The organism is Actinoplanes italicus, from assembly GCF_003001815.1.
GTDB classification, from domain to species: domain Bacteria; phylum Actinomycetota; class Actinomycetes; order Mycobacteriales; family Micromonosporaceae; genus Actinoplanes; species Actinoplanes italicus.
The window spans coordinates 1-24,415 of the sequence record NZ_PVMZ01000026.1; the positions used below are offsets into that span (position 1 = coordinate 1).

Genomic DNA, 24,415 nt, shown 5'->3' on the forward strand with positions numbered 1-24,415 from the left:
ACGCCAGAATGATCCTCGCCCGCTTGGCCAGCACCTGCGCCGTCGACCCCCGACGCGTCCAGTTCGTCAGCGTCACCCGCTCCCGCTCAGTCAAATCAGAGGCACCATCGGACGACCAGCACGCGACATCCTCCGACGCTACACCGAATAACCGGCGAACTTCAGGCGCAGGACACTAGACGGAAAGCGGGGACTGGAGGTCGGTGGCTCCGGCCAGCAGGTCTTCGGCGTCGTCGTAGCTGTCGGCTATCGCTTGGAGCAGGCGGGCTCCGATCGCGGCGGCCGCGGCGGCTCGGTCTGCGGGTGGGTGGTCGTCGGCCAGGAGGGTTATCGCCTCGGTGGAGAGCATCACCTCGGCCAAGGTGGCTGCCAGGTCTGCTCGGGCACGCAGCATCCAGCTTGTCAGGGCGTCGGCCAGGTCGGCGGTGGCCTCCATCCGGTGGCCCAGACTGTCGGGGCCTCCGTTGAGGTGCTCGGCGGCGCCTCGGCGGGCCTTCTCGTAGGCCTCGGCAGCCTCGCCCGACCAACCGCCGGCCGGCGGTAGCGCGTCGGCCAGGTCGGCGTAGGCGCGGGCGTCGGCTCGCAGCTCGGGGACCGCGTCCAGCATGGGTGCCGGGTGCAGGGCGGCCACCGCGCGGGCGGCGTCGCCGGGTAGCAGGCGGACCCGGCGCAGCTCGCGCCAGACGTCGTGGCCGCCGGGCGCGCCGACGCCGGACAGAGCCTCGTCGACCCTGGCCAGCAACGGCGTGGCGGTGGCCAGCAGCTGATCCAGCTGGTCCAGCTGGTCCATCACAGGCCTCGCTGGAGTCTGCGGCGGACCAGGTCGTCGGTCTCGGTGTAGTGGCGTGCGCCGGAACGGACGGAACGGGCCATCTCCGTCAGGTGGGCGGAGGCGTCGGCGGCCTCACGGGCGCGGGCGGCGAGGATCGTGGACCAACCGGCGTAGAGGGCACGGCCGATCCGCCCTGGGCGGCCGGCGTCGTCGGCACCGAAGTCGGCGGCTCCCGGCACCAGCTCCGGCACCCGCCGGTCCATGATGGCCAGTGCCGCTGCGGCCTGGTCAATCTGGTCAGCGACTCGGTCCACGTCAGTGCCCCTCCAGCGTGCGGAACGATCCGAACACCTCAGCGTGCAGTTTCTCCCGTGCCCAGCGTGCGGCCTCGGCCGCGCTGGTCACCACGGAACGGATCTCCCGGGCGAACTCGGCCGGCTGACGATGCTGCAGACCGCCGTGCACCCGAACGTCCACGATGTCCCCCACGGCGGTGACGACGACCTCGATCGACTGATCCGGCGAGTGGACCGAGACGGTGTGTGCGGCCACCGCCTTGTCGAAGTCGGCACGCAGCTCCTCGATGTGCCGATATCGGTCGATCGCCTCGTCGATCCACGCCTCGTCGATCTCGCGGGCCATCCATGGCTCCTCACCGCGCGTCATGTCGCCGTCGCGTTCCGGGTTGAGACCGTACCCCCTCGGGCGACCGCCTCGCTACGGCTGTCCGTCCCCTGTGGATAACTCCGAACGACAGTACGCTCCGTTACCGTAACGACTCGAAGGGGCTACCTTGAGTGATCAACTCACACCGGTGGCGGTTTCTGTCGGTGGCTCGCCATACGATCGTCGGGTGAGTCACCAAGACGTCTTCTCGGAGCTGGTCGGCCAGGACGAGCCGGTCGAGGCCCTGCGCCGGGCCGCCGCGGCGGCCGCCCGGATCGTGGCGGGCGAGCCGGGCGGTGGCGGCATGACCCACGCCTGGATCTTCACCGGGCCACCGGGGTCGCGGCGCACGGTCGCGGCCCGGGTGTTCGCTGCGGCACTGCAGTGTGTGCGCGACGGCGCCGGGTGTGGTGAGTGCCACGGCTGCCACACGACGCTGGCCGGCACCCATGCCGACGTGCAGGTGGTCACGACTGAGGGCCTGACCATCAAGACCGAGGAGACGCGCGGGGTGGTGCTGCGGGCGGCGAGCGCGCCGACCGGAGGCCGCTGGCAGGTGGTGATCATCGAGGCGGCCGACCGGCTTCACGAGCGGGCCAGCAACGCGCTGCTCAAGGGGATCGAGGAGCCCCCGCCGCGCACGGTCTTCCTGCTGTGCACGCCGTCGGTCCATCCTGACGACATCCTGGTGACGATCCGGTCCCGGTGCCGGCTGGTCTCGCTGCGCCAGCCGCCGTCCGCGGCGGTCGCCGACTTCCTGGTGCAGCGGTTCGGCATCGCGCCGGATCAGGCCGGGTGGGCGGCCGCAGCGTCGCAGGGTGACGTGGAGCGAGCCCGTCAGCTGGCCGCCGACCCGGAGGCGCGGGGCCGGCGCGAGGAGGTTCTCTCCGTTCCGCGCAAGCTGTCCAACATCGGGGCCTGTTTCGACGTGGCCGCAAGGCTGGAGGCGGCCACGAAGCTGGAGGCGGCGAGCGCGGTGGCCGAGCTCGACGTGGCGGAGCGGGCCGCCCTGGAACGGGCGCTCGGCGCGGGCGGCACCGGCCGGGGCGCGACCACGGCGATGCGGGGTGCCGCCGGCCAGCTGAAGGAGCTGGAGCGCAATCAGAAGCTGCGGGCCACCCGCGCCCAGCGGGATGCGCTCGACCGGGCGCTGCAGGACCTGATCGGTTTCTACCGGGACGTGCTGGTCACCTCGATGCGGGCGCCAGTGCCGGTGGTGCACGGCGATCTTGCGGCGGTGTCGGCCGCGGCGGCCGAGAAGTGGTCGCCGGAAAGCACGCTGCGCCGGCTGGAGGCCGTGCTGACCTGCCGTGAGGCGATCGACAAGAACGTGAAGCCACAGGTCGCGCTGGAGGCCATGATGGTCACCCTCTGGAAGGGTTGATCTCCGGAAGTTGCGACCCCCCAGGGCAACACGGAAGACATCGACGGTCATCTTGACGCCGTGATCGGGGCGACCCTACGTTACGAGGGCTCGACCGTCCTGTTTCCGAAAGTTTCGGAGTACCGATGTCGACTCGACGCGAGATCCTGGCTCTGGCCTCCGGCGCCGCGGTCACCGCTGCAGCCCTTCCCGCTCCGGCGTACGCGGGTGGCCGCGACGACGGCTGGACCGCGACCTGGGCCGCCGCCCCCACGACCGTCCCGCCCGGACCCCCGGCGGAGCTGACCGCCCAGACCGTCCGCCAGGTGGTGCACACCAGCCTCGGCGGCGACCGGATCCGGATCCGCCTGACCAACGAGTTCGGCGTCACCCCGCTGCGGATCGGTGAGGTGCACGTCGCGATCCGGGCCGGTTCCGGTGCGAGCACCGACGCCCGCCCGGGGACCGACCGGCGGGTCACCTTCGGCGGACGCGATTCGGTGACTGTCCCGGCCGGATCACCGCTGGTCAGCGACCCCGTCCGGCTGACGGTTCCGCCCGGCGCCGACCTGGTGATCAGCATCTACCTCCCGGAGCGCACCGCGGTCACCACCCTGGCGGCGTTCGCCTTCCAGGAGAACGTGATCGCTGCGGGCAATGTCACCGCGGCCGCGCACGTCACTCCGACCAGCACGATCACGCAGTACCCGTTCCTGTCCGGCGTGAGCGTGTCCAGCGGGGCGGGTGCGGTCGTCACGCTCGGCGACTCGATCACCAATGGGGCGAACACCGAGACGAACGCCAATCACCGCTGGCCGGACCTGCTCGCCGCCCGGTTCCGGGCCGCGGGTATCAGGCGCGGTGTCGCGAACGTGGGAGTCTCCGGGAACCGGCTGCTGCACGATCCGAACCCGGCGCCGGGTTCCCCGGCCGAGACGTTCGCGGCATATTTCGCGCACAGTGCGCTGCGGCGGTTCGACCGGGACGTCGTGGCCCAGCCCGGCGCGAGCTACCTGGTGGTGCTGCTCGGGGTGAACGATCTCGGTCATCCGGGTACGGTCGCGCCGCTGACTGAGATTGTCAGCGCGGACGATCTGATCTGGGGGCACCGGCAGCTGATCACCCGCGCCCGGCAGGCGGGGCTCAGGGCGTACGGCGCCACGATCTTGCCTTTCAAAGGCGACACCCTCGGCTTCTACACACCGGAGAACGAGCGGAAGCGGTCGGCCCTGAACCGCTGGATCCGGACGTCCGGCGAGTACGACGGAGTGATCGATTTCGACGCGGCGGTTCGTGACGCGGCCGACCCGGAGCGGCTGGCCGCCGCCTACGACAGCGGCGACCACCTGCACCCCAACGACGCGGGAATGGCCGCGATGGCCGCAGCCGTCCCCCTACGCCTGTTCAGGTAGCCAGCGCGGGCCCAGAAAAGGGGCCGGCGCCGGCCGGAAAAGGTATCCGGGGCGCCAGCAGGAAAGGCGTCCGGCGCCGGACGCAGGAGGCCGACGCCGACCGAGGAAGGCGCGGGCTGAAAGCATCAACTGACCGAAGCCTCGGCAGGGCTGAGCAGGCCCGATATCCGCTGGACGACGGCGTCGGCGATCTCGTCGACCGGCCGGGACGCGTCGAGCACCAGGTAGCGCTTGGGGTCGGACGCGGCCAGGTCGAGGAAGGCGTACCGGACCCGCTCGTGGAAGGCCCGGGACTCGCTCTCCAGGCGGTCGGTACCCACACCGCGGGAGTCGACCCGGGTCAGCCCGACGCCGGGGTCCACGTCGAGCAGGACGACGAGGTCGGGCTTGAGGCCGCCGGTCGCCCACGCGGAGAGCCAGGAGACCTCCTGGACCGGCAGGGTACGCCCGGCGCCCTGGTAGGCCAGCGAGGAGTCGACGTACCGGTCACTGATCACGACGGCACCGCGGGTCAGGGCCGGCCGGACCACCGTGGCGACGTGGTGGGCCCGGTCGGCGGCGTAGAGCAGCGCCTCGGCCCGCGGTGACGGCGCCTCGGTCTTGTCACGGTCCAGCACCAGGCCGCGGATCCGGGCCCCGATGTCGGTGGCACCGGGCTCACGGGTGACGACCACGTCGCGGCCCTCCGCCTTGAGCGCGTCGGCGAGCCGGGTGACCTGGGTCGACTTACCGGCGCCCTCACCACCCTCGAAGACGATGAACATCCCGGAGCGGACGAACTCCTCCGGCGGCGACAGCGGACGGCCACGCAGCGAGCCGATCAGGTCGGCCAGCACCGGCACCCCCCGCTTGTCGTCCATCTGGCGGAAGGCCCCTATGCCGACCCAGATGCCGATCGCGCCGGCGACCAGCAGCAGGATCCGGGTGGACGAGACGTCGAAGCCGATCGGCCCGAACTGCACCCGGCGGGAGCTGCCCAGGCCGACCAGGACGCCGGCCACGGTGATGGCCAGCAGCAGCACGGTCCGGACGCCGATCTGCACGACCGCGAAGACGCGACCGCGTACCGCGTCCTCGATCTCGCCGTAGAGCAGTGTGGTGCCGGCCAGGAAGGCCATGCCGGCGCCGGCACCCACCATCAGTGCCCCGACCAGAGCCATGGACAGATGGAAGGCGAACCCGAGGAACATCACCGATCCGCTGGCGAGCACGATGCTCATGCCGAACCAGCGACGCCGGGACAGTTCCTTGACGATCATCGGGCCGAGACCGATGCCGAGCGCCAGACCCATGAAGATGAAGCCGAACAGCAGGGAGAACGCGGCCTCGCCGGCGCCGAGCGAGTAGGCGAAGGTGCGGGCGGCGCCGATCACGACGCCGCCGGCCGCGAACGCGCCGAAGATTCCGAGCACCAGACCACGGACCAGCGGGGTGCTGCCCAGGTACTTCCAGCCGTCGAGGAACTGCCGGGTCATGCTCTGCTCGGCGGCGCGCCGCCGTTCCTCGCTCTTGCCGCCGATCTCCTTGATGCCGAAGAAGACGACGAGCGCGGTGGCCAGGCGGGAGAACGCGTTGATGTAGAGGGCGATCTGCACCGGCTGCGCCCAGGACGGCAGCGAGACACCGGACTGCTGGAGGCCCGCGGTCAGCGCGGAGAGCATCAGCGCCGCGAGGATCGGCGTGATGCCGTACGTGGTGATCAGGGTCAGCTGATTGGAGATCTCGATCTGCGACTTCGGGATCAGGTTGGGGACCGCGGCCTCCTTGGCCGGGATCCAGATCAGCGTGATCGCCTCACCGACCAGGGTGGCGATGGTGGCCCAGGCGACGGTCTGGGCCGGGGAGGCGCCGAAGACCGGGGCGAGCGGGATCGACCCGTAGATCAGGAAGCGCAGCAGGTCGACGATCACCATCGTGTAGCGGCGGTCGAACCGGTCGGCGAGAACACCCGCTATCGGCCCGAGAACAAGGGCGGGGAGCAGGCGTACGGCGATGGTGCCACCGAACGCGGCCCCCTGGGCTGCCGTGTTCTCGAATTGGGCGGACGCGAACAGCGCGGTGGCGAGGATGCCGATCCAGTCGCCGAACGAGGCGGCCGCGAGCACGAGCCAGAGACGGCGGAAGCCACGCAGGCGTAGAACCGAGCGCAGTGCCGCCACACCTGAGAGGTCGACGGGTGCAGCAGGGTCCTGTTGCTTGTCGGTGTTTATGGCCCTACCTCCCGTGGTCAGTGCTCGGAGCACTGTAACCGGCCACTCCCCGGTGTGAGGGGCAAGCACGATCGGGTGGAGCAGAGATGAATGTCTTTCGTGTTACCCGCCTCACGGGATACCGTGCTCGCGTGCTCACTGACCGCATCGCCCTGCGCCGGCGGCTCGACCGGGTAACCGGCCACCTGGAGACTCCGGTCGCGGTGATCGACCTGGCCGCCTTCGACGACAACGCGGAGCGCCTCGGCGCCCGGGCGGCCGGGAAGCCGATCCGGGTGGCGAGCAAATCGGTCCGCTGCCGGACGCTGCTCACGCGGGTGCTGTCCCGTCCCGGATGGCGCGGTGTGATGGCCTACACGCTGCCCGAGGCGATCTGGCTGGTCCGCTCCGGCGTGACCGACGACGTCCTGGTGGCGTACCCCTCGGTGGATCGTGCCGCTCTGCGGGAACTGACCGCCGACGCGGATCTGGCCGCCGCCGTGACCCTCATGGTGGACCATCCGTCGCAGCTCGATCTCGTGGATGACGTCGTCTCCCCGGAGGGCCGTCCGGCCGTACGCCTATGTATTGATCTCGATGCTTCCTGGCGTCCCGCCGGGCCGTTGCATGTCGGCGTACGTCGTTCACCGGTGCATTCGGCCGTTCAGGCCGGGACGCTGGCGCGGACGCTGACCAGCCGCAAGGGTTTCCGCCTGGTCGGGCTGATGTGTTACGAGGCGCACATCGCGGGCGTCGGCGACGACCCGCCCGGACGGGCACTGCGGGGCCGCGCCATCCGGCTGATGCAGAGCCGCGCCTTCCCCGAACTGCGCGAACGCCGGGCGGCCGCGGTCCGTGCCGTCCGGGAGCACGCCGACCTCGAGTTCGTGAACGGCGGCGGCACCGGCAGCGTCTCGGCGACCAGCGGCGATCCCGCGGTCACCGAGGTGACCGCGGGATCAGGCCTCTACGGCCCGGCCCTGTTCGACAGTTACCGCAGTTGGCGGCCCACCCCGGCGGCGTTCTTCGCCTTGAGTGTGGTGCGCCGCCCCGCACCGCGGATCGCCACGGTGCTCGGCGGCGGCTGGATCGCCTCCGGCACCGCCGAGACGTCTCGCCTACCGGTGCCGTGGCTGCCCGAGGGGCTGCGGTTCAAGTCCGACGAAGGCGCCGGCGAGGTGCAGACACCGCTGCTGGGCGCGGCCGCCGAGCAGCTGCGCCCCGGTGATCGGGTGTGGTTCCGCCATGCCAAGGCCGGCGAGCTGTGCGAGCACGTCAACGAGCTGCAGCTGGTCGACGGCGAGACGAGCACGCCGGCCCTCACGTACCGCGGAGAAGGCCGTGCGTTCCTGGGCTGACCGGGTCTCAGGCCGAGACGTGCCGGTGCAGATATTCCCTTATGAGGGCTTTGGCTTCGGTGAGTACGGCTTCGTCGCCACCGGAGTCGCGGCGGAACGCCAGCTTGATCAGCGCGTCCGCGGCCTCGACCGAGATCTGCAGCGCGAACCGCAGCCGGCCCCGGTCGGACAGGTTGAACTGCTCGATCAGCAGCTCGGCCAGGCGCTCGGCGATGACCGCGTTGTTGTCCCGGTCGGAGTCCAGCAGATGCAGGTCGACCACGTCACCGAAGTGCAGCGTCCGGAAGCCCGGCACGCTGCGGTGCATGTGGATGTAGGCGTCGATCGCCGCATCGACCGCATCCCACCAATGGGTGAAGATCTCGCTGGCGAAACGGTCGGACAGACTCTGGAGATAAGCGTCCATGTTGCGCAGCGCCAGCGCCTGAACGATGGCCCGCTTGTCCGGGAAGAACTGGTAGACCGAGCCGATGGCGACCTCGGCGCGCTCGGCGAGCAGCGTCGTGGTCAAGCCCTCATAACCGACCTCGTCCACCAGCTCAGCGCATGCGTCAAGCATGCGCTGCACCCGGGCAACGCTTCTGCCCTGCACCGGAACACGCCTCAGCGGTCCAGTGCTGACGGTTGGTGTCGACACGCGTCGCCACTCCCTCTCAGCAGTATTAAAAAGGAACGTTACTCGGATCAACGAGCGAGGCGCATCGACGGGACGCCGGGTCACGGTGTCCGCTCGGACGGAGGACAAAGCCGGAATGACTACACCCGTTAACGCCCGCCGGTGGACCAACTGGGGACGCAACCAGGAGTCGATCGCCGAGGTGCTGACTCCCGGCAACGTCGACGAGGTCACCGCTCAAGTGAACCAGGCCGCCGAAAGGGGCCGCCGGATCAAGGTGGTCGGCAGCGGTCACTCGTTCACCCCGATCGCGGTCGCCGATGACCAGCGGATGTTCGTGCACCGTCTCAACGGGCTGGTGTCGGTGGACGGGCCGCTCGTCACCGTCCAGGCCGGGATGACGCTGTCCGCCCTGAACACGGTGCTGGCCCAGAACGGCCTGGCGATGCCCAACCTCGGTGACATCGACGCACAGACCGTCGCCGGAGCCGTCTCGACCGGCACGCACGGCACCGGTCTCGCGCACTCCACACTGGCCTCGTGCGTCGAAGCGGTGACGATGGTCACGGCGAACGGCAAAGTGGAGCGTTACACGACCGGGGATCCGGAGTTCCCGGCGGTCCGGCTCGGGCTCGGCGCACTCGGGGTGATGGTCGAGGTCACCCTGCGGTGTGTGCCGGCGTTCACGCTGCTCGCCGACGAGCGGCCGATGCCACTGACCGAGGTCCTGGCCGGGCTCGACGAATGGCTCCCGGATAACGATCACGTCGAGTTCTTCTGGTACCCGTACACCGACCGGGCGTCGTTGAAGCGGAACCGGCGGGTCGACACCGACGATCAGCCGCTGTCACGGTTCCGCGGCTGGCTCGACGACGACTTCCTCTCCAACACCGTCTGGCAGGGCGTCTGCGCGGTCGGACGGCGGTTCCCGGGTGCCGTTCCGACGTTCAGCGCCATCTCGGCCCGGGCACTCAGCGCGCGCACCTACACCGGGCCCTCCCACGAGGTCTTCTGCTCGACCCGCAAGGTCAAATTCACCGAGATGGAGTACGAGGTACCGCGCGCCGCCCTGGCCGAGGTCCTCGACGAGCTCCAGAGGATCTTCGACCGGCTGCCGTTCAAGGTTCAGTTCCCCGTCGAGGTGCGATTCACCGGGCCGGACGACATCTGGCTGTCCCACGGGTACGGGCGTGAGTCCGCCTACATCGCCGTGCACCAGTACATCGGCGCGCCGTACGAGCCGTACTTCCGGGCCGTCGAGGAGGTCTGCGCGGCGCTCGACGGCCGGCCTCACTGGGGCAAGCTGCACTACCGCGACGCGGAGTCGCTGCGGGCGGCGTACCCCCGGTTCGACGACTTCCTGGCCGTGCGGGACCGCCTCGACCCGAACCGGGTTTTCACCAACGACTACCTGAACCGGGTTCTCGGGCCCTGAAGATCAAAACCGGCTGTGTCGTACCGCTGTCTCAGCAAGGCTGAGGCAGCGGTACGACACAGCTGCGGGTTTACTCGGCGGCGGTGGCTGCCTTGCGCGGGGCTGCCCGCTTCGCCGGGGCGGCCTTCTTGGCGGCCGTCGTCGTCTTCTTCGCGGCGGTGGCACGCTTGGCCGGCGCCTTCTTGGCCGGGGTGGCGCCGTCCTCGCCGGCGGCGGCCTTCGGGGCGGCCTTCTTGGCCGGCGCCTTCTTGGCGGTGGTCTTCTTCGCCACCGGGCCCTTGGCACGCTTGTCGGCGATCATCTGGGAGGCCTGCTCCAGAGTGATCTCCTCGGGCGTCTGGTCGCGGCGCAGCGTCGCGTTGTACTCCCCGTCGGTGACGTAGGCGCCGAACCGGCCCTCCTTGATGACCAGCGGCTTCTGGCTGACCGGGTCGGCACCAAGCTCGCGCAGCGGCGGCTTGGCCGTCCGGGCCTGGCGGGTCTTCGGCAGCGCGAGCAGCGCGAGCGCCTCGTCAAGGGTGATCGTCAGAAGCTGGTCCTCGCTGCCCAGCGAGCGCGAGTCCTTCTCCCGGGAGATGTACGGCCCGAACTTGCCGTTACGCGCCACGATCTCGTTGCCGTCGGCGTCCTTGCCCACGATCCGGGGCAGCTTGAGCAGGTCGAGCGCCTGTTCGAGAGTGAGCGTCTGCGGCGACTGGCTCTTGAACAGCGACGACTTGCGCTCACCGGCCGAGACGTACGGCCCGAACCGCCCCGACTTCACGGTGACCTCGTCGCCGGTGGCCGGGTCGTCGCCCAGTACCCGGTCGCCGTTGCCGGCCAGGAAGAGCTCCTCGACCCGCTCCGGGGTCAGCTCGTCGGGGGCGATGCCGTCCGGCAGCGACGCCTTGTCCTCGGGGTCGTCCTCGCCGCCACCGACCACCTTGCGCTGCAGGTACGGCCCGAACTTGCCGACCCGGACGACGACCCGGCGGTTCTCCTCGTCGACGAAGAGCGGGATCGAGTTGACCTCGCGGGCGTCGATCGCGCTCAGGTTCTCGGTGACCATCTTCTTCAGGCCACCGGCCTTGGCGATCTCGGCGTCCGCCCCGGCGTCCTGGCTCCCGAAGTAGAAGGAGGTCAGGAAGGCGAGCTGGGTGCCGTCACCGGCCGCGATGTCGTCGAGCTGGCCCTCCATGGCTGCGGTGAAGTTGTAGTCGACCAGCCGCGGGTAGTGCCCCTCGAGCAGGCCGATCACCGCGAACGCCAGGAACGACGGGATCATCGCCTGGCCGCGCTTCTCCACGTACCCGCGGTCCTGGATGGTCTGCATGATCGACGAGTAGGTGGAGGGACGGCCGATGCCGAGCTCCTCCAGCGCCTTGACCAGCGAGGCCTCCGTGTACCGCGCCGGCGGCGTGGTGTGGTGGCCGGTCGCGTTCAGCGCGTCGGCGGTCAGCGGCTGGTCCTTCACCAGGTTGGGCAGGCGGCGCTCGGCGTCCTCGGCCTCGGCGTTCTCGTCGTCCGAGGATTCCACGTAGGCCCGCAGGAAGCCCGGGTCGGTGATCGTCTTGCCGGAGGCGGCGAAGTCGGCCTCCTCGTTCGCCGCCGTGGTCGCGCGGATCCGGACGCTGATCGAGTTACCGACCGCGTCGGTCATCTGCGACGCGATCGTCCGGCGCCAGATCAGCTCGTAGAGCCGGAACTCGTCGCTGCTCAGCTCCTTGGCCACCTCGCCCGGGGTGCGGAAGTTGTCACCGGCGGGACGGATGGCCTCGTGCGCCTCCTGTGCGCCCTTGGCCTTGGTCGTGTACTTACGCGGCTGCGGCGGCACGTTGTTCGCGCCGTAGAGCTCGGCGATCTGGCGGCGGGCGGCGGCCACGGCGGTCTCGGAGAGGTTCACCGAGTCCGTACGCATGTAGGTGATGTAGCCCTTCTCGTACAGACTCTGCGCGGTTCGCATCGTCTGCTGCGAGGAGTAGCGCATCTTGCGGGCCGCCTCCTGCTGGAGCGTGGAGGTGATGAACGGCGCGTACGGCCTGCGGCGGTACGGCTTCTCCTCGACCCGGGTGACCTGGAACGGGCGGCCCTCCAGGCGGGCGGCCAGCCCGCGGGCGCCGTCGCCGTCCAGCTGCACCGCGGTGGAACCGGTCTTGAGCTGCCCGGTGGTGGGCTCGAAGTCCTTGCCGGTGGCGATCCGGTCGCCGTCCAGCGCGATCAGCGTGGCCTGGAAGTTGCGCGGGCCGTCGACCTGGCCCTGCACGGCCAGGTGGGCCAGGATGTCCCAGTACTCGGCGGAGCGGAACGCCATCCGCTGGCGCTCACGCTCGACGACGATGCGGGTGGCGACCGATTGCACACGGCCCGCCGACAGGCCGCGCATCACCTTCTTCCACAGGACCGGGCTGACCTCGTAGCCGTACAGCCGGTCCAGGATGCGCCGGGCCTCCTGCGCGTCGACGAGCGAGCGGTCGATGTCACGAGGGTTGGCCACCGCGGCCTGGATGGCCGGCTTGGTGATCTCGTGGAAGACCATCCGCTTGAACGGGACCTTCGGCTTGATCGTCTCGATCAGGTGCCAGGCGATGGCCTCGCCCTCACGGTCCTCATCGGTGGCGAGGAAGATCTCGTCGACCTCCTTGGCGAGCCGCTTCAGCTTGGCCACCTGCTGCTTGCGGCTCTCGGAGATCACATAGAGGGCGTGGAAGCCGTTGTCGACGTCGACGCCGAGCCGTGCCCACGGCTGGCCCTTGAACTCCTCGGGGACCTCGTCGGCGTTGCGCGGCAGATCGCGGATATGCCCGACGGAGGCCTCGACCAGATAGTCGGGGCCCAGGTAACCGGCGATCGTCTTGGCCTTCGACGGGGATTCGACGATGACCAGACGGGTCGTCCTGGCGTCACTCGGCACGGCACTCCTTATTGACCTTCAGCGCTCCCTGCTCCGTTCGTGCGGAGCACAGACGTTCAACGTAACGCGCCGGACAAGCACACATTCCCGGGTCGCCCCGCAGTCGGATGGTAACGGCCCGGCCACCGCATGCGTCTGACCGCGACACCGTACACCGGGAAGTGACTGTAATGTCGGACACAATCCAGGAAGATCACGCGAGTACGCCGCCCGGCCAGAATTCCTCCGGGGCCGCCGGTGGACGCTCTCCGACCAGTTCCGCGAGCCGTCGCAGCCGTCGGGCGCCGGAGATGAGATATCGCCGTCCGTCATCCGACACCCGGCCCGCCAGACCGGCCCGGACCAGCGCGGCCTCCACCGCGTGGCGGTCCTTCTCCGGGTCGAGGCCGAGCACCCAGCCACCCGCTCGCGGTGCGCCCGCGGCGGCCACCCAGAGCCGCAACCGCGGTCCGGAGAGGAAGAGCTGAGCGGATGCCTCGGGCCAGGCCCGGGCAAGACCATTCAATCTTCGGGAGTACGCCGTACGCACCTCGAAGAACGGCCGGGGCGGCTCGGGGGTGTGATCCTCGTCCTCGACAGGTTCACCCGTGTCGACGTCGGCCGGCGCGTCAGCCGGCTCATCCACCTCCGCCTCGGGGGCCGGGGTGACGATCGCCTCTTCGTTCGCCGGGTGCTCGTCGTCGCGTACCGCATCAATCGGCTCCCACGTGGCCGCAAGGCCACGGGTGACCAACTCGCTGACCAGGACGTGCACCCGCCACGCCGCATCCACCCGGACCGTCACGCGGGCCGTGCCGCCCATCCGCCCCAATCGGCCCGGACCGGCCAGCAGACCGGCCAGATCCGCGGGTGAGGGCTCGGTCGTCTCCGCGCCGAACATCGACAGCTGGCGCCCGGCCCCGCTCGCGGACGTACCGCGCGGAGCCGCCCTCTTCGCCACCGGGACCGGCGGAGGCAGGACCTCACGCGGGATCAGCGGCCAGCCGGTCTCGGTCATCCGTTCACTGGCATTCGGGCAGGGAGTCGAAGGCCTGTCTCAGCTCGACCGACTCCAGGTTCGTGGTGTCCAGGTCGCTGCGCTGATATTCCACCGACAGCTGCTCCACGACCTTGCCGACCTCGGTGTAGAAGTTGTTCGGCGGATTCGTGGCGAGCGCCTGGATGCCGCTGCGGGCATGGCCGTACGCGTCGCGGATGCCGGCCAGCGAGCTGAGGAACCCGTCGGCGATGGCCTCGCCGTTCGTCACGTCGGGGACGCCGGCCCTCTCCACTCCGGCCCGTGCCGTCTCGCTCGCCGTCGCGGCGCCGTCGAACAGCCTCGCCAGATTCTCCTTCGCCTGGAAGGGCGTCGTCTCGGCGGTCATCTGCTGCTGGGTCCGGCTGGTCAGAGTGTCGATCTCGCTGCGCCAGGGGCTCAGCGTGGTGCAGACCACCGCGGCCCATGCCTGCGCGCCGGGATTGCTCGAGCAGGCGGTCAGAGGTGCGGCGAGCACCAGGACGAGAGCCAGGGAGATCGGTCGGACCGCGCGCATGGAAGCAGGGTACGACTACCGGCAGACAGTCCACACGCCTCGATCGAGTCATAGCGAAAGGCACCCGGTTTCCCGGGTGCCTTTCGTCCTGCTCGGACTGGATATCAGACGTTGTCCTTGATCCGGCTCGCCTCGGACGTGCGAGCGTCCTGAACCGCACGGCCGGTGTCGGCGGCACCGACGGCGGCCGCGGCGGCGCTGTCGTCACCCATCGAGATGGGCTTGCGCTTGCTCCAGACCACGGCGGCGGTCACGATCGCGACCGCCAGGACCGCGATGCCGATGCGCAGGCCCGGGTTGGCGTCGCTGCCGTAGCTCCAGGTCACGACAGCCGGGGCGATCAGCAGCGAGACCAGGTTCATCACCTTGAGCAGCGGGTTGATCGCCGGGCCGGCGGTGTCCTTGAACGGGTCACCGACGGTGTCACCGATGACCGTGGCGGCGTGCGCCTCGGAGCCCTTGCCGCCGTACGACCCGTCCTCGACCAGCTTCTTCGCGTTGTCCCACGCTCCACCGGAGTTGGACAGGAAGACCGCCATCAGCGTGCCGGTGCCGATGGCGCCGGCCAGGTAGGCCGCGAGCGCGCCCGGGCCCAGGCCGAAACCGACCGCGATCGGTGCCATGATCGCCAGCAGACCGGGAGTGAGCAGCTCACGCTGTGCGTCCCGGGTGCAGATGTCGACGACCCGGCCGTACTCCGGGCGCTGCGTGCCGTCCATGATCCCGGGGAACTCCCGGAACTGGCGACGGACCTCCATCACGACCGCGCCGGCCGAGCGCGAGACCGCGTTGATCGCCAGACCGGAGAAGAGGAACACCACAGCCGCGCCGATCAGCAGGCCGACCAGGCTGCGCGGGTTGGAGATGTTCAGCTGCTCCAGGATCTCGTTGCCGACGTTCGGCACCCCGGCCTCGGTCAGCGCGCTGGCCAGGCTGTTGGTGTAGGACCCGAACAGCGCCGTGGCCGCGAGGACCGCGGTCGCGATGGCGATGCCCTTGGTGATCGCCTTCGTGGTGTTGCCGACCGCGTCCAGCTCGGTGAGGATCTGCGCCCCGTGCTCGTCGACGTCACCGGACATCTCGGCGATGCCCTGCGCGTTGTCCGAGATCGGGCCGAAGGTGTCCATCGCCACGATGACGCCGACCGTGGTGAGCAGGCCGGTACCGGCCAGCGCGACCGCGAACAGCGACAGGGTCAGCGACGAACCGCCGAGCAGGAAGGCGCCGAAGACGCCCGCCCCGAGCAGGATCGCCGAGTAGACCGCAGACTCCAGGCCGACACTGATGCCGGCCAGGATGACGGTGGCGGCACCGGTCTGCGACGACTTGCCGATGTCCTGGACCGGGCGACGGTTGGTCTCGGTGAAGTAGCCGGTCAGCGCCTGGATGGCGGCGGCCAGCACGATACCGATCACGACGGCGCCGACCGCGACCCACTGCGGGTTCTGGCCGCTGTTCAGGATGTCCTCGGCGATGCCCGAGTCACCGAAGCCGGCGAAGCTGTCCGGCAGGTACATGAAGCTGACCACGGCCACCGCGACCGCGGAGAGCGCGGCCGAGATGTAGAACGCCCGGTTGATCGCGGTGAGACCGTTGCGGTCGCTGGCGCGCAGCCGGGTGATGAAGACACCGATGATCGCGATCAGCACGCCGATCGTGGAGACGATCAGCGGGAAGATCAGACCGTCCTGGCCGAAGGCGGCCGAGCCCAGGATCAGCGCCGCCACCAGGGTCACCGCGTAGGACTCGAACAGGTCGGCGGCCATACCGGCACAGTCACCGACGTTGTCGCCCACGTTGTCGGCGATCGTCGCCGCGTTCCGCGGGTCGTCCTCGGGGATGCCCTGCTCGACCTTGCCGACCAGGTCCGCGCCGACGTCGGCGGCCTTGGTGAAGATGCCGCCGCCGACCCGCATGAACATGGCCAGCAGCGCGGCGCCGAAACCGAAGCCCTCCAGGACCGTCGGCGCGTCGCCACGGAAGATCAGCACGACCAGTGCGCCACCGAACAGGCCGAGGCCGACGGTGAGGAAGCCGACCACCCCGCCGGTACGGAAGGCGATGCCCATCGCCTTCTCCCGGCCGCCCTGCTCACCGGCCGCCGCGGCGACCCGCAGGTTGGCCCGGGTGGCCAACGCCATGCCGGCACCGCCGATGAACGAGCTGAACACCGCTCCGACGATGAAGAACAGCGAGCGGCCGATCTTGACCAGGGTCTCGTTGTCGGTCTCGTGCACCGGCAGGAAGAACAGCAGGACGACCGCGATGACGACGAAGATGGCAAGAGTCTTGAACTGCCGGAACAGGTACGCCGAGGCGCCCTCCTGCACGGCGCCCGCGATCTCCTGCATCTTCGGTGTGCCGCGCGCGGTACGCAGCACCGATTGCACGAACGCCGCCGCGAAGCCCAGCGCCACCAGGGCGAAGACCAGAGCGACGACGACGAATGTGATGTTTGACCCGCTGAGGGACACTCCGCCGCCCTCAGCGGCGAGGTCTATCGAGGTCCCGGCCATCCAAAGTCCTCCTGTGCACCAATGGCGCCCGGACGCGGACGAAAGCCCCCGGACGCATTCCCCGGGGAGACGGGGAACGACCGGCCAGACCCGCGGACGCGGGACCAGCAGTAGCTGACAACTCGCGTACTGTATAGGGCTTACGTGTCGGTCGTCACATGTAGCACCAGCCGTGTCGCGGTGATGATCGCCGCTGTGTTAATCCGTAGTCGATCTCGGGTAGACGGGTAGCCGCGAGTGTCTGGATTCTGGCCTGCTCCAGGACACTATTTCAGGAAATATCGCCATGAAGTGGGCGCGGCGTTCGGGCGTACACCCGTCGGGGTTGATCTTTGAAATTCTCGCCACGCGAAAGGTGTCCACCCAGCCGGCGACCTACGGACCTGGATCTTCCATGCCGCCCTGGTCAATCTTGAGCGGCCGTCGCCCCTCTGACGGTCAGGGGACGGCTGATCGGTGGCTGGAGCGAGGGCCCCGGGGGTCAGCGGCGGGTTACCGGCCAGACCATGCGGACCTCGGTGCCCGGGCCGTCGTCCACCGGTCGCACCTGGAGGTCGTCGACGAAGCCGGCGAGCAGCGCGAAACCCACGCCGGTAGTGAGGGCGTCGTCGGTCAGCGACTCGGCGGCCAGCTCGTCCGGGGGCAGTTTCGTCAGGCCGACGCTCGCCTCGATCGGGGCGTGGTCGATGACCCGGACCGTGTACGAATCCGAGTCGGACATCTCGACCGTGACGAGGTCGGTGAGGCCGTACTGCCGGTGCAGTGTGACCGCCCGGGTGCAGGCCTCACCGATCGCGAGCCGAACCTCGTCGAGCAACTCCTCCGCGACCCCGGCACGCCGTGCCACGGCGACGCCGACGAGCCGGGCGGTACGCACGTGCACCGGCGCCGGAGAGAAGGAGAGCCGAACGGTGGCCATCACGAAGCGGGACCGCTGCCGTCGCGTTCCGTCGCCGCATCGACCGTCGGGAAGATCGGGAAGACCTGGTCCAGCGCGGTGATCCGGAAGATTTTGAGAAGTGGCTCCTTGGAGCAGACCAGCCCGAATGTGCCGTGTGCCGTCCGCAGCCGCTTGAGGGCGCCGACCAGCACACCGAGCCCGGTGGAGTCGAGGAAGTCGACCCGTTCCAGATCGACCACCACGTCACGCGAACCCGCGTCCACCAACTCGATGAGACGCTCGCGCAGCCGGGGGGCGGTGTAAACGTCGACCTCACCGCCGACCTCGAGCACGGTGTGCCCGGCGACGGTCCGGGTCGTGAGTGACAGCTCCATCGGTCCTCCTCCCTGATCTCTCCCCCGCGAAATCTAACCACCGACGGGAAGGGGGCGACGCGTGGCACCCACCGTCCTACCCGTTTGAGGTTCGGGGCACACCGGTGTCACAGTGCAATGCGTGACCTCCACCGCCTTCGGTCCTGCTGAGCTGCTGCACCGGCTGCGGGCTCGCGGCAGCGGTACTGCAGTGTCGCCGGTCACACACATCGAGCGGGTGCCCGCCCGTGAGGGCCGCACGGCGCCGTGGCCCGCATGGACCGACCCCGCGGTGCGTGACGCGTTCACCGCGCAGGGGATCAGCGCCCCGTGGGAGCATCAGGCGGCCGCCGCCACCCTCGCCCGGGAGGGCACGCACGTCGTGCTGGCCACCGGCACCGCTTCGGGGAAGTCCCTGGCGTACCAGCTGCCGTCACTCGACGCGCTCGCCACGGACCCTAGAGCGACAGTGCTGTACCTGTCACCCACCAAGGCACTCGCCGCCGACCAGTTGCGCGGCCTGATCCGGCTCGGGCTGGACGGGGTGCGGCCGGCCACGTACGACGGTGACACCCCGCGCGAGGAGCGCGAGTGGATCCGGCTGCACTCGCGGTTCGTGCTCACCAACCCCGACATGCTCCACCACAGCATCCTGCCGGGACACGGCCGCTGGGGGGTCTTCCTGCGCAGGCTGCGGTACGTGGTGATCGACGAGTGCCACACCTATCGCGGTGTCTTCGGCTCGCACGTGGCGCACGTGCTGCGACGCCTGCGGCGGGCCACCACGCGGTACGGCGCCTCACCCACCTTCATCCTGGCGTCGGCCACGTCGGGCGATCCGGCCGGTTCGGCATCCCGCCTCACCGGGCTGCCCGTGACAGAGATCACTTCAGACGCGTCGCCTCGCGGGGCCGTGACGTTCGCCCTGTGGGAACCGCCGCTGCTGCCACCCGTGTCGTCCGGCCCCTCACCGTCACCCGACGATCTCGAACTCGGGCAGCCGATCCGTCGATCAGCCCTGCGCGAAACCGCCGACCTGCTCACCGATGCCGTGGTCGCCGGTACCCGGACCATCGCGTTCGTGCGGTCCCGGCGCGGGGCCGAGGTGATCGCCTCGACCGCCCGGCAGTCACTCGACGAGGCCGTCCCGGGGCTCGGCGACCGCGTGGCCGCCTACCGGGGCGGCTACCTGCGCGAGGACCGGCGCGCCATCGAACGGGCGCTGCTCTCCGGCGAGCTGCTCGGGCTCGCGTCGACCAACGCGCTCGAGCTCGGCGTCGACCTGACGGGGCTCGACGCAGTCCTGATCTGCGGTTACCCCGGCACCCGGGCGTCGCTCTGGCAGCAGGCCGGCCGGGCCGGGCGGGCCGGTGACGAGGCGCTCGCCGTCCTGGTGGCACGCGACGATCCGCTGGACACGTATCTGGTGCACCATCCGGAGGCGGTGTTCGGCCGCCCGGTCGAGGCGACCGTGCTGGACCCGGGCAACCCGTACGTGCTGGGGCCGCAGTTGTGCTCCGCCGCCTCCGAGGCCCCGCTGACCGACGCTGACCTGGACCTCTTCGGCGAACCGGCCCGTGACCTCGCCGAGCGGCTGGTCGGCGAGGGGGTGCTGCGAAGACGGCCGTCCGGCTACTACTGGATCCATCGTGGACGGCCCGAGGTCGATCTCCGCGGCACCGGTGGGGCGCCGGTCTCGGTGGTCGAGGCCACCACCGGACGGCTGCTCGGAACGGTCGATCACGGGTCGTCGCACGCGATGCTCCACCCTGGAGCGGTCTACCTGCACCAGGGCGTCACCTACCTGGTGGACGACCTCGATCTCGAGGACGCCATCGCGCTCGTGCACCAGGAGGAGCCTGACTGGACCACCCATGCCCGGGACGTGACGAACCTGTCGGTGGTTAACGTCCGCTCGTATGTGGACGCCGGGCCGGTCGGACTGTTCCTCGGCGAGGTCGATGTCACCAACCAGGTCGTCTCCTACCAGCGGCGGCGCCTCGGCAGCGGCGCGGTGATCGACACCCGGCCGCTCGACCTGCCGGTACGCGAACTCCGTACCGTCGCCGTCTGGTTCACCGTCTCGCCGCAGGCGCTGACCGCGGCCGGGGTGGACGCCGGCGAGTTCCCCGGCGCGCTCCACGCGGCCGAACACGCCGGGATCGGCCTGCTGCCGCTGATCGCCACCTGTGACCGGTGGGACATCGGCGGGCTGTCCACCGCCAACCACGCCGACACCGAGGCGCCGACGGTCTTCGTCTACGACGGGCACCCCGGCGGGGCCGGGTTCGCGGAGCGCGCGTACGGCACCGCCGAAGAGTGGTTGCGGGCCACCCGGGAGGCGATCGCGTCGTGCGGGTGCGAGGCCGGATGCCCGTCCTGCGTGCAGTCACCCAAGTGCGGTAACGGCAACAATCCACTGAACAAAGAGGACGCCGTGAAAGTCCTCGACACGGTGCTCGCCGCACTCGCCGGAAATTCCGAGCGTTTATCGCATTAGTGATCGGGGAACAGGCAGATCTTGGCCGAGACCTGACGATCTCCAATCGTGGAAGAGGTAGCCTGCCTCACCGATGATTCGACACGACGAACGCGCCGAGACCACTGACCGCAACAGGACCGCCGGGCCCCGCCTCGCGGCGCTCGACGGACTGCGCCTGATAGCCGCACTGGCGGTCGCGGTGTTCCACCTCAGCGTCTCGTGGCGCATCGACGGCAGCAGCCCGCCGAACCACTTCCTGCCGGACCTCACGCAGGCTGCCGTCTACGGCTTCCTCGGCGTCGAGCTGTTCTTCCTTATCAGCGGCTTCGTCATCGGAATGAGCAGCTGGCGGCGCGGGCTCGGCGACTTCTTCGTCTCCCGGGTGAGCCGGCTCTACCCGGCGTACTGGGTGTGCATCCTGATCACCGCGGCGGTGGTGACGATCGCGCCGGTGACCGGTGGCGTGCCGGTCAGCGGCACCCCTGATCTGCCGCAGATCGCGGCCAACATGACCATGCTTCAGGAGCCGCTCGGCATTCCCGCGGTCGACACCGTCTACTGGACCCTCTTCGTCGAACTGCGGTTCTATCTGTTGTTCGCCGCACTCGTGGCATTCGGCCTGACGTACCGCCGAACGGTGATTTTCTGCGCCGCCTGGATGGTCGTCGCCGTGATCGGGCCGACGCTCGACAGCCGGCTCGTCAACATCATCGCCATTCCGGAATACGCGCCGTATTTCATCGCCGGGATCGCCATGTTCCTGATCCACAGATTCGGCAGGTCGCCGTTACTGTTCGCGATCGTCGGCTTCTCCTGGCTGGTGAGCGTCAACCGGGTGGCGGACCGGGTGGCCGGCGTCAACCCGGGCTTCGAGGTGCCGACGTGGCCCGGCATCGTCATCGTGTCGCTGTCCTATCTGGTCGTGCTCGTCATCGCGCTGGGCTGGACCGACCGCATCCGATGGTCGTGGCTCACCACCGCGGGCGCCCTGACCTATCCCTTCTACCTGCTTCACCAGCGCATCGGGTACAGCCTCATCCGGCACACCCACGAGCGCACCGGGCTGCCCGCCTGGCTCCTGATCGCGGGCGCGATCCTGGTGGTGCTGGTGATGGCGTGGCTGGTGCACCGGTTGGCCGAGCGTCCACTGGGGCGGCTGCTGCGCCGGGTGCTGCGGAAGTCCGTCGCCGATGTACGCCGGGACTCCGAGGCCGAGGCCCGGGCCGAGACCGTCCAGGCCGGGCACAGCGAGGGCCTCGGCAAGCCGCGACGGCCGGGGGTCAGCCCGTCGCCGCGGCAACCGTCGTCCTCCCGTCTTCAGGACGTCTCACGCTGAAGACGGTTCCGAGATCGGGCCCGCGCGGGAGGCGGCTCCGGCGTTCGCCGGGAACACCGCGAGCCTGACCTCGGCACGGACCACGATGTCCAGCCCGGTGACCCTGCAGGCCGTCATCCGCGCGTGGTTGGCCTCGACGTATCGCCGTGCCTCGGCACACGCGGCGACTTCACCCTCGATCGCGTGCGGCCCACCGGCGAGCGCGCCGAAATCGGCTGCCACCTTGGCCTGGTGCCGGGCCACCCGGGCCGCGCCGACGGTGGCTCCGGCCGAACCGAGCAGAACCAGAGCCAGCCCGACGGCCAGCACGAAGATCGACGCAGCTCCACGATCGTCCCGCAGCCGGCTCACGGGATCACCACCTCCTCGGGCTCACGCGCCGCCACCGCTTCGCCGCTCACCAGGACGCCGGGAAGGTCGGTGCCGAACACCCGGACCCGGGCGGACACCGCCGCCGTCACACTGTCCCCACTCGCGCCGACCGCGATGGCGGCACCCTCCGGGGCCAGCCGGGCCGCTGCGGCGGCGCCGTCCTCACCACGGGAGGCGGCGAGGGCCGCTTCCCGGGCCGCGTCCAGGCACTGCATCCTGGCCGACACCGCCATGACCGCCGTGACGCCGAAGCCCAGCATGAGCATGAGCGCCGGCAGCCCGGCCGCGAGTTCGGCGGTGAAGGAGCCCCGGTCGCGGCCGGGCCACCGGCGCCGGCTCACTTCAGCGCCCGGCCGATGACCGCGCCGAGCGCCGACTGGACCGGCCCGCTCGTCACGACCTTGAGCAGGACCCCGGCGAAGGCGACCGCAGCGAGCGTGCCGATGGCGTACTCGGCGGTGCTCATGCCGGCGTCCGCGGCCTCCGCCTGGAGCCGCCGGTAGCGGGCGATGAGTTTGTACACAGGACCTCCTCGGTTGCGGTGGTACGGCGCAGGGCACGCCGCACCGGGTTTCACAGCACGCCGCGTCAACAGGTGCGGCGGGGTCTACAGGGCCCGGCTCAGCAGGGCGATCACGGTCGGCACGAGCCCGGCCAGCACGAAGGCCGGTAGGAAGCAGAGGCCGAGCGGCAACACGATCAGGACGCCCGCCCGCTGGGCCGCGGCCTCGATCGCCGTCCCACGGTCGGCCCGCAGGTCACCGGCGAGGCGTTCCAGAGCTCCGGCCAGGGCGCCGCCGCTGGCGCTGGACCGGACCGCCGCCGCGATCAGCCGTTCGGCGTCCGGCACCCCACTCAGATGCGTCCAGGCCTCGGCCGGTTCGGCGCCGAGCCGTAGTGAGCGGGCGGTCCGCTGGAGCCGATCACCGAGCGGTCCGCCCAACGCCTCGGCGACCGCGCCGATCGACCGGTCCACCGCGGTTCCGCCCTTGAGCGCCGCCGCCAGCAGGTCGGCGCCGAGCGGCAGGTCTGCGAGGGCCTCCTGGCGTTCCCGGCGCACGTCGGCGGGTTCCCGGCCGCGCAGGAAGCGGTCCGTGCCGACGGCCACGGCGAGCCCGGCCGGCACGCCCCATCCGGTGCCGATCAGTCCGGCGACCGCCAGCCCTGCCAGCATCGACAGCAGCAGCCGGGTCCGTGGACCGGAGTCCGGCCGCGCTTTCGGCCGGGGCAGCCGCAGCCGTCCCGGCGGCGGCAGCAGGAGAAGCGCGGCCACCAGCGTGCACATCGCTACGACGGGCCCGCTCATCGTGAGACCTCGGCCGGCTCGACCCGGCGGGACGGGGGTTTCTCCGGCGCGGCCGCGCACCTCGTGACCGCCCCGTCGGCTCCGACGAGAGCCGCCACACAGCACTCGCGCAAGGGCACCCGGACCGGGCCGCCGGGCCGCAGCAGCGCGGCCACCCCGCAGGCCGGCTTCACGGGACCACCCGCTCGGAGAGCCGTTGTGCCCACTTGAGCCCGGCGCACTGCAGCAGCACCGCGACGGTCAGTGCGGCCGCGCCGAGCGGGGTGCCGAACAGCACGCCCAGCGGGTCGGCCCCGATCCCGTGCCCCAGTGCGATCCCGGCCAGCGGCAGGGCCGCGAGCAGCAGCGCCGTGGTCTGCGCACCGGACGCCTGGGCGGCGGCGGTCTTGGCGGAGCGGTCCGCCGAGCGGGCGTCGGCCTCGATCCGTTCCAGCAGGTCGGCGGCGGGCGCTCCGGTGCGTTCGGCGAGGCTCCACACCGCCTCGGTGAGCCGGCCGAGCCTGCCGGAGCCGGAGCCGACGGGTCCGGATCCGGAGCGCCCGGCGGCCAGGACCGCCGCGGGGATTCCCGCTCGCAGGTCGGCGACCAGAGTCGACAGCTCGTCCAGGCCGGCGGCACGGTCGGTCGCGGCCTGTTTCCGGGTGGCCCGGCGCCGCCACTCGTAGACGATCACCGCGGTGTAGACCGCCGCCACGGCACCCGCGACCGGGCCGGCGTTCAGACCGGCGAGAGCGGCGGCCGGTACGGCGGCGACGACGGCCGTCCGCCCCACCGGTCCGCCGACGAGCCGGGAGACGGTGCGCCGCAGGCGGGCCGGGTCGATCACCCGTCGCTGCCGGCCCGGCAGCCGGTCCCGGGCCGACTCCCCCGATCCGGCCACCAGAGCCGCTCCGGCGATCAGCAGCGTCGCGAGCAT

23 protein-coding genes are annotated in these 24,415 nt (G+C 70.5%); 6 read left to right on the forward strand and 17 right to left on the reverse strand.

The features are described from left to right. Positions 1-175: 175 nt before the first annotated feature. From CLV67_RS42400 to CLV67_RS42410, 3 genes are read right to left on the reverse strand one after another with little or no spacing between them, the layout of a single operon-like run. Positions 176-790 carry a hypothetical protein gene (locus CLV67_RS42400; protein ID WP_106329111.1) on the reverse strand — a complete coding sequence of 205 codons (615 nt, stop codon included), beginning with the start codon at positions 788-790 and terminating at the stop codon, positions 176-178. Then, complete coding sequence (locus CLV67_RS42405; RefSeq protein ID WP_106329113.1) at positions 790-1,086, reverse strand: hypothetical protein; 297 nt, start codon at positions 1,084-1,086, stop codon at positions 790-792. Before CLV67_RS42405 ends, CLV67_RS42400 begins: the two co-directional genes overlap by 1 nt. Before the next feature lies 1 nt (position 1,087). Continuing rightward, the gene (locus tag CLV67_RS42410) at positions 1,088-1,414 is read right to left on the reverse strand and encodes a hypothetical protein (RefSeq protein WP_106329115.1); all 327 of its coding nucleotides are present in this window, start codon (positions 1,412-1,414) and stop codon (positions 1,088-1,090) included. Positions 1,415-1,625: 211 nt separating this feature from the next. Between CLV67_RS42410 and CLV67_RS42415 the strand changes: the two genes are divergently transcribed. Both CLV67_RS42415 and CLV67_RS42420 read left to right on the forward strand, forming a co-directional pair. After that, the gene (locus CLV67_RS42415) at positions 1,626-2,822 is read left to right on the forward strand and encodes a DNA polymerase III subunit delta' (RefSeq protein ID WP_106329117.1); all 1,197 of its coding nucleotides are present in this window, start codon (positions 1,626-1,628) and stop codon (positions 2,820-2,822) included. A gap of 125 nt (positions 2,823-2,947) precedes the next feature. Beyond that, entirely contained in the window at positions 2,948-4,213 is a 1,266-nt protein-coding gene (locus tag CLV67_RS42420; RefSeq protein ID WP_106329119.1) for an SGNH/GDSL hydrolase family protein, read from the forward strand. 125 nt (positions 4,214-4,338) lie between these two features. Here the strand turns inward: CLV67_RS42420 and tmk are convergent, their stop codons facing one another. After that, positions 4,339-6,372 carry a dTMP kinase gene (tmk, locus tag CLV67_RS42425; protein ID WP_239166812.1) on the reverse strand — a complete coding sequence of 678 codons (2,034 nt, stop codon included), beginning with the start codon at positions 6,370-6,372 and terminating at the stop codon, positions 4,339-4,341. 182 nt (positions 6,373-6,554) lie between these two features. Here tmk and CLV67_RS42430 point away from each other — a divergent pair, with 182 nt between their 5' ends. Then, positions 6,555-7,760 (forward strand): amino acid deaminase/aldolase, encoded by a 1,206-nt coding sequence (locus tag CLV67_RS42430; RefSeq protein WP_239166813.1) that lies wholly within the window; start codon positions 6,555-6,557, stop codon positions 7,758-7,760. Positions 7,761-7,767: 7 nt separating this feature from the next. Here the strand turns inward: CLV67_RS42430 and CLV67_RS42435 are convergent, their stop codons facing one another. Next, positions 7,768-8,397, reverse strand: a complete 630-nt coding sequence (locus CLV67_RS42435; protein ID WP_106329123.1) for a TetR/AcrR family transcriptional regulator — start codon at positions 8,395-8,397, stop codon at positions 7,768-7,770. Positions 8,398-8,512: 115 nt separating this feature from the next. Between CLV67_RS42435 and CLV67_RS42440 the strand changes: the two genes are divergently transcribed. After that, positions 8,513-9,811 (forward strand): D-arabinono-1,4-lactone oxidase, encoded by a 1,299-nt coding sequence (locus CLV67_RS42440; RefSeq protein WP_106329125.1) that lies wholly within the window; start codon positions 8,513-8,515, stop codon positions 9,809-9,811. A gap of 70 nt (positions 9,812-9,881) precedes the next feature. Here the strand turns inward: CLV67_RS42440 and topA are convergent, their stop codons facing one another. The 6 genes from topA to CLV67_RS42470 all read right to left on the reverse strand — a co-directional run bounded on the left by topA (position 9,882) and on the right by CLV67_RS42470 (position 18,024). Continuing rightward, positions 9,882-12,701, reverse strand: a complete 2,820-nt coding sequence (gene topA, locus CLV67_RS42445; protein WP_106329127.1) for a type I DNA topoisomerase — start codon at positions 12,699-12,701, stop codon at positions 9,882-9,884. Positions 12,702-12,894: 193 nt separating this feature from the next. Further along, complete coding sequence (locus CLV67_RS42450) at positions 12,895-13,698, reverse strand: hypothetical protein (protein ID WP_106329129.1); 804 nt, start codon at positions 13,696-13,698, stop codon at positions 12,895-12,897. A 4-nt stretch (positions 13,699-13,702) separates the two neighbouring features. Continuing rightward, entirely contained in the window at positions 13,703-14,233 is a 531-nt protein-coding gene (locus CLV67_RS42455; protein ID WP_106329131.1) for a hypothetical protein, read from the reverse strand. 104 nt (positions 14,234-14,337) lie between these two features. Beyond that, the gene (locus CLV67_RS42460; RefSeq protein ID WP_106329133.1) at positions 14,338-16,749 is read right to left on the reverse strand and encodes a sodium-translocating pyrophosphatase; all 2,412 of its coding nucleotides are present in this window, start codon (positions 16,747-16,749) and stop codon (positions 14,338-14,340) included. A 481-nt stretch (positions 16,750-17,230) separates the two neighbouring features. Further along, positions 17,231-17,671 carry an ATP-binding protein gene (locus CLV67_RS42465; RefSeq protein WP_106329135.1) on the reverse strand — a complete coding sequence of 147 codons (441 nt, stop codon included), beginning with the start codon at positions 17,669-17,671 and terminating at the stop codon, positions 17,231-17,233. Beyond that, entirely contained in the window at positions 17,668-18,024 is a 357-nt protein-coding gene (locus CLV67_RS42470; protein ID WP_106329137.1) for an STAS domain-containing protein, read from the reverse strand. The genes CLV67_RS42465 and CLV67_RS42470 overlap by 4 nt, the downstream gene beginning before the upstream one ends. Before the next feature lie 112 nt (positions 18,025-18,136). Between CLV67_RS42470 and CLV67_RS42475 the strand changes: the two genes are divergently transcribed. Continuing rightward, a complete protein-coding gene (locus CLV67_RS42475) occupies positions 18,137-20,503 on the forward strand; it encodes a DEAD/DEAH box helicase (RefSeq protein ID WP_106329139.1) in 2,367 nt (788 codons plus the stop codon). A 73-nt stretch (positions 20,504-20,576) separates the two neighbouring features. Then, entirely contained in the window at positions 20,577-21,821 is a 1,245-nt protein-coding gene (locus tag CLV67_RS42480; RefSeq protein WP_106329141.1) for an acyltransferase family protein, read from the forward strand. Here the strand turns inward: CLV67_RS42480 and CLV67_RS42485 are convergent. The 6 genes from CLV67_RS42485 to CLV67_RS42505 form a co-directional block, all read right to left on the reverse strand. Next, complete coding sequence (locus CLV67_RS42485; RefSeq protein WP_203737662.1) at positions 21,813-22,172, reverse strand: Rv3654c family TadE-like protein; 360 nt, start codon at positions 22,170-22,172, stop codon at positions 21,813-21,815. The two genes, CLV67_RS42480 and CLV67_RS42485, sit on opposite strands and share 9 nt — an antisense overlap. Beyond that, on the reverse strand, positions 22,169-22,534 hold the full coding sequence (locus CLV67_RS42490; protein ID WP_106329143.1) for a TadE family type IV pilus minor pilin: 366 nt from the start codon (positions 22,532-22,534) through the stop codon (positions 22,169-22,171). The genes CLV67_RS42485 and CLV67_RS42490 overlap by 4 nt, the downstream gene beginning before the upstream one ends. Continuing rightward, entirely contained in the window at positions 22,531-22,659 is a 129-nt protein-coding gene (locus tag CLV67_RS42495; protein ID WP_239166816.1) for a DUF4244 domain-containing protein, read from the reverse strand. Before CLV67_RS42495 ends, CLV67_RS42490 begins: the two co-directional genes overlap by 4 nt. Positions 22,660-22,800: 141 nt before the next feature. Further along, on the reverse strand, positions 22,801-23,499 hold the full coding sequence (locus tag CLV67_RS42500) for a type II secretion system F family protein (RefSeq protein ID WP_106329147.1): 699 nt from the start codon (positions 23,497-23,499) through the stop codon (positions 22,801-22,803). Then, a complete protein-coding gene (locus CLV67_RS52365) occupies positions 23,496-23,672 on the reverse strand; it encodes a hypothetical protein (protein WP_170154214.1) in 177 nt (58 codons plus the stop codon). Before CLV67_RS52365 ends, CLV67_RS42500 begins: the two co-directional genes overlap by 4 nt. Continuing rightward, positions 23,669-24,415, reverse strand: a complete 747-nt coding sequence (locus tag CLV67_RS42505; protein ID WP_239166818.1) for a hypothetical protein — start codon at positions 24,413-24,415, stop codon at positions 23,669-23,671. Before CLV67_RS42505 ends, CLV67_RS52365 begins: the two co-directional genes overlap by 4 nt.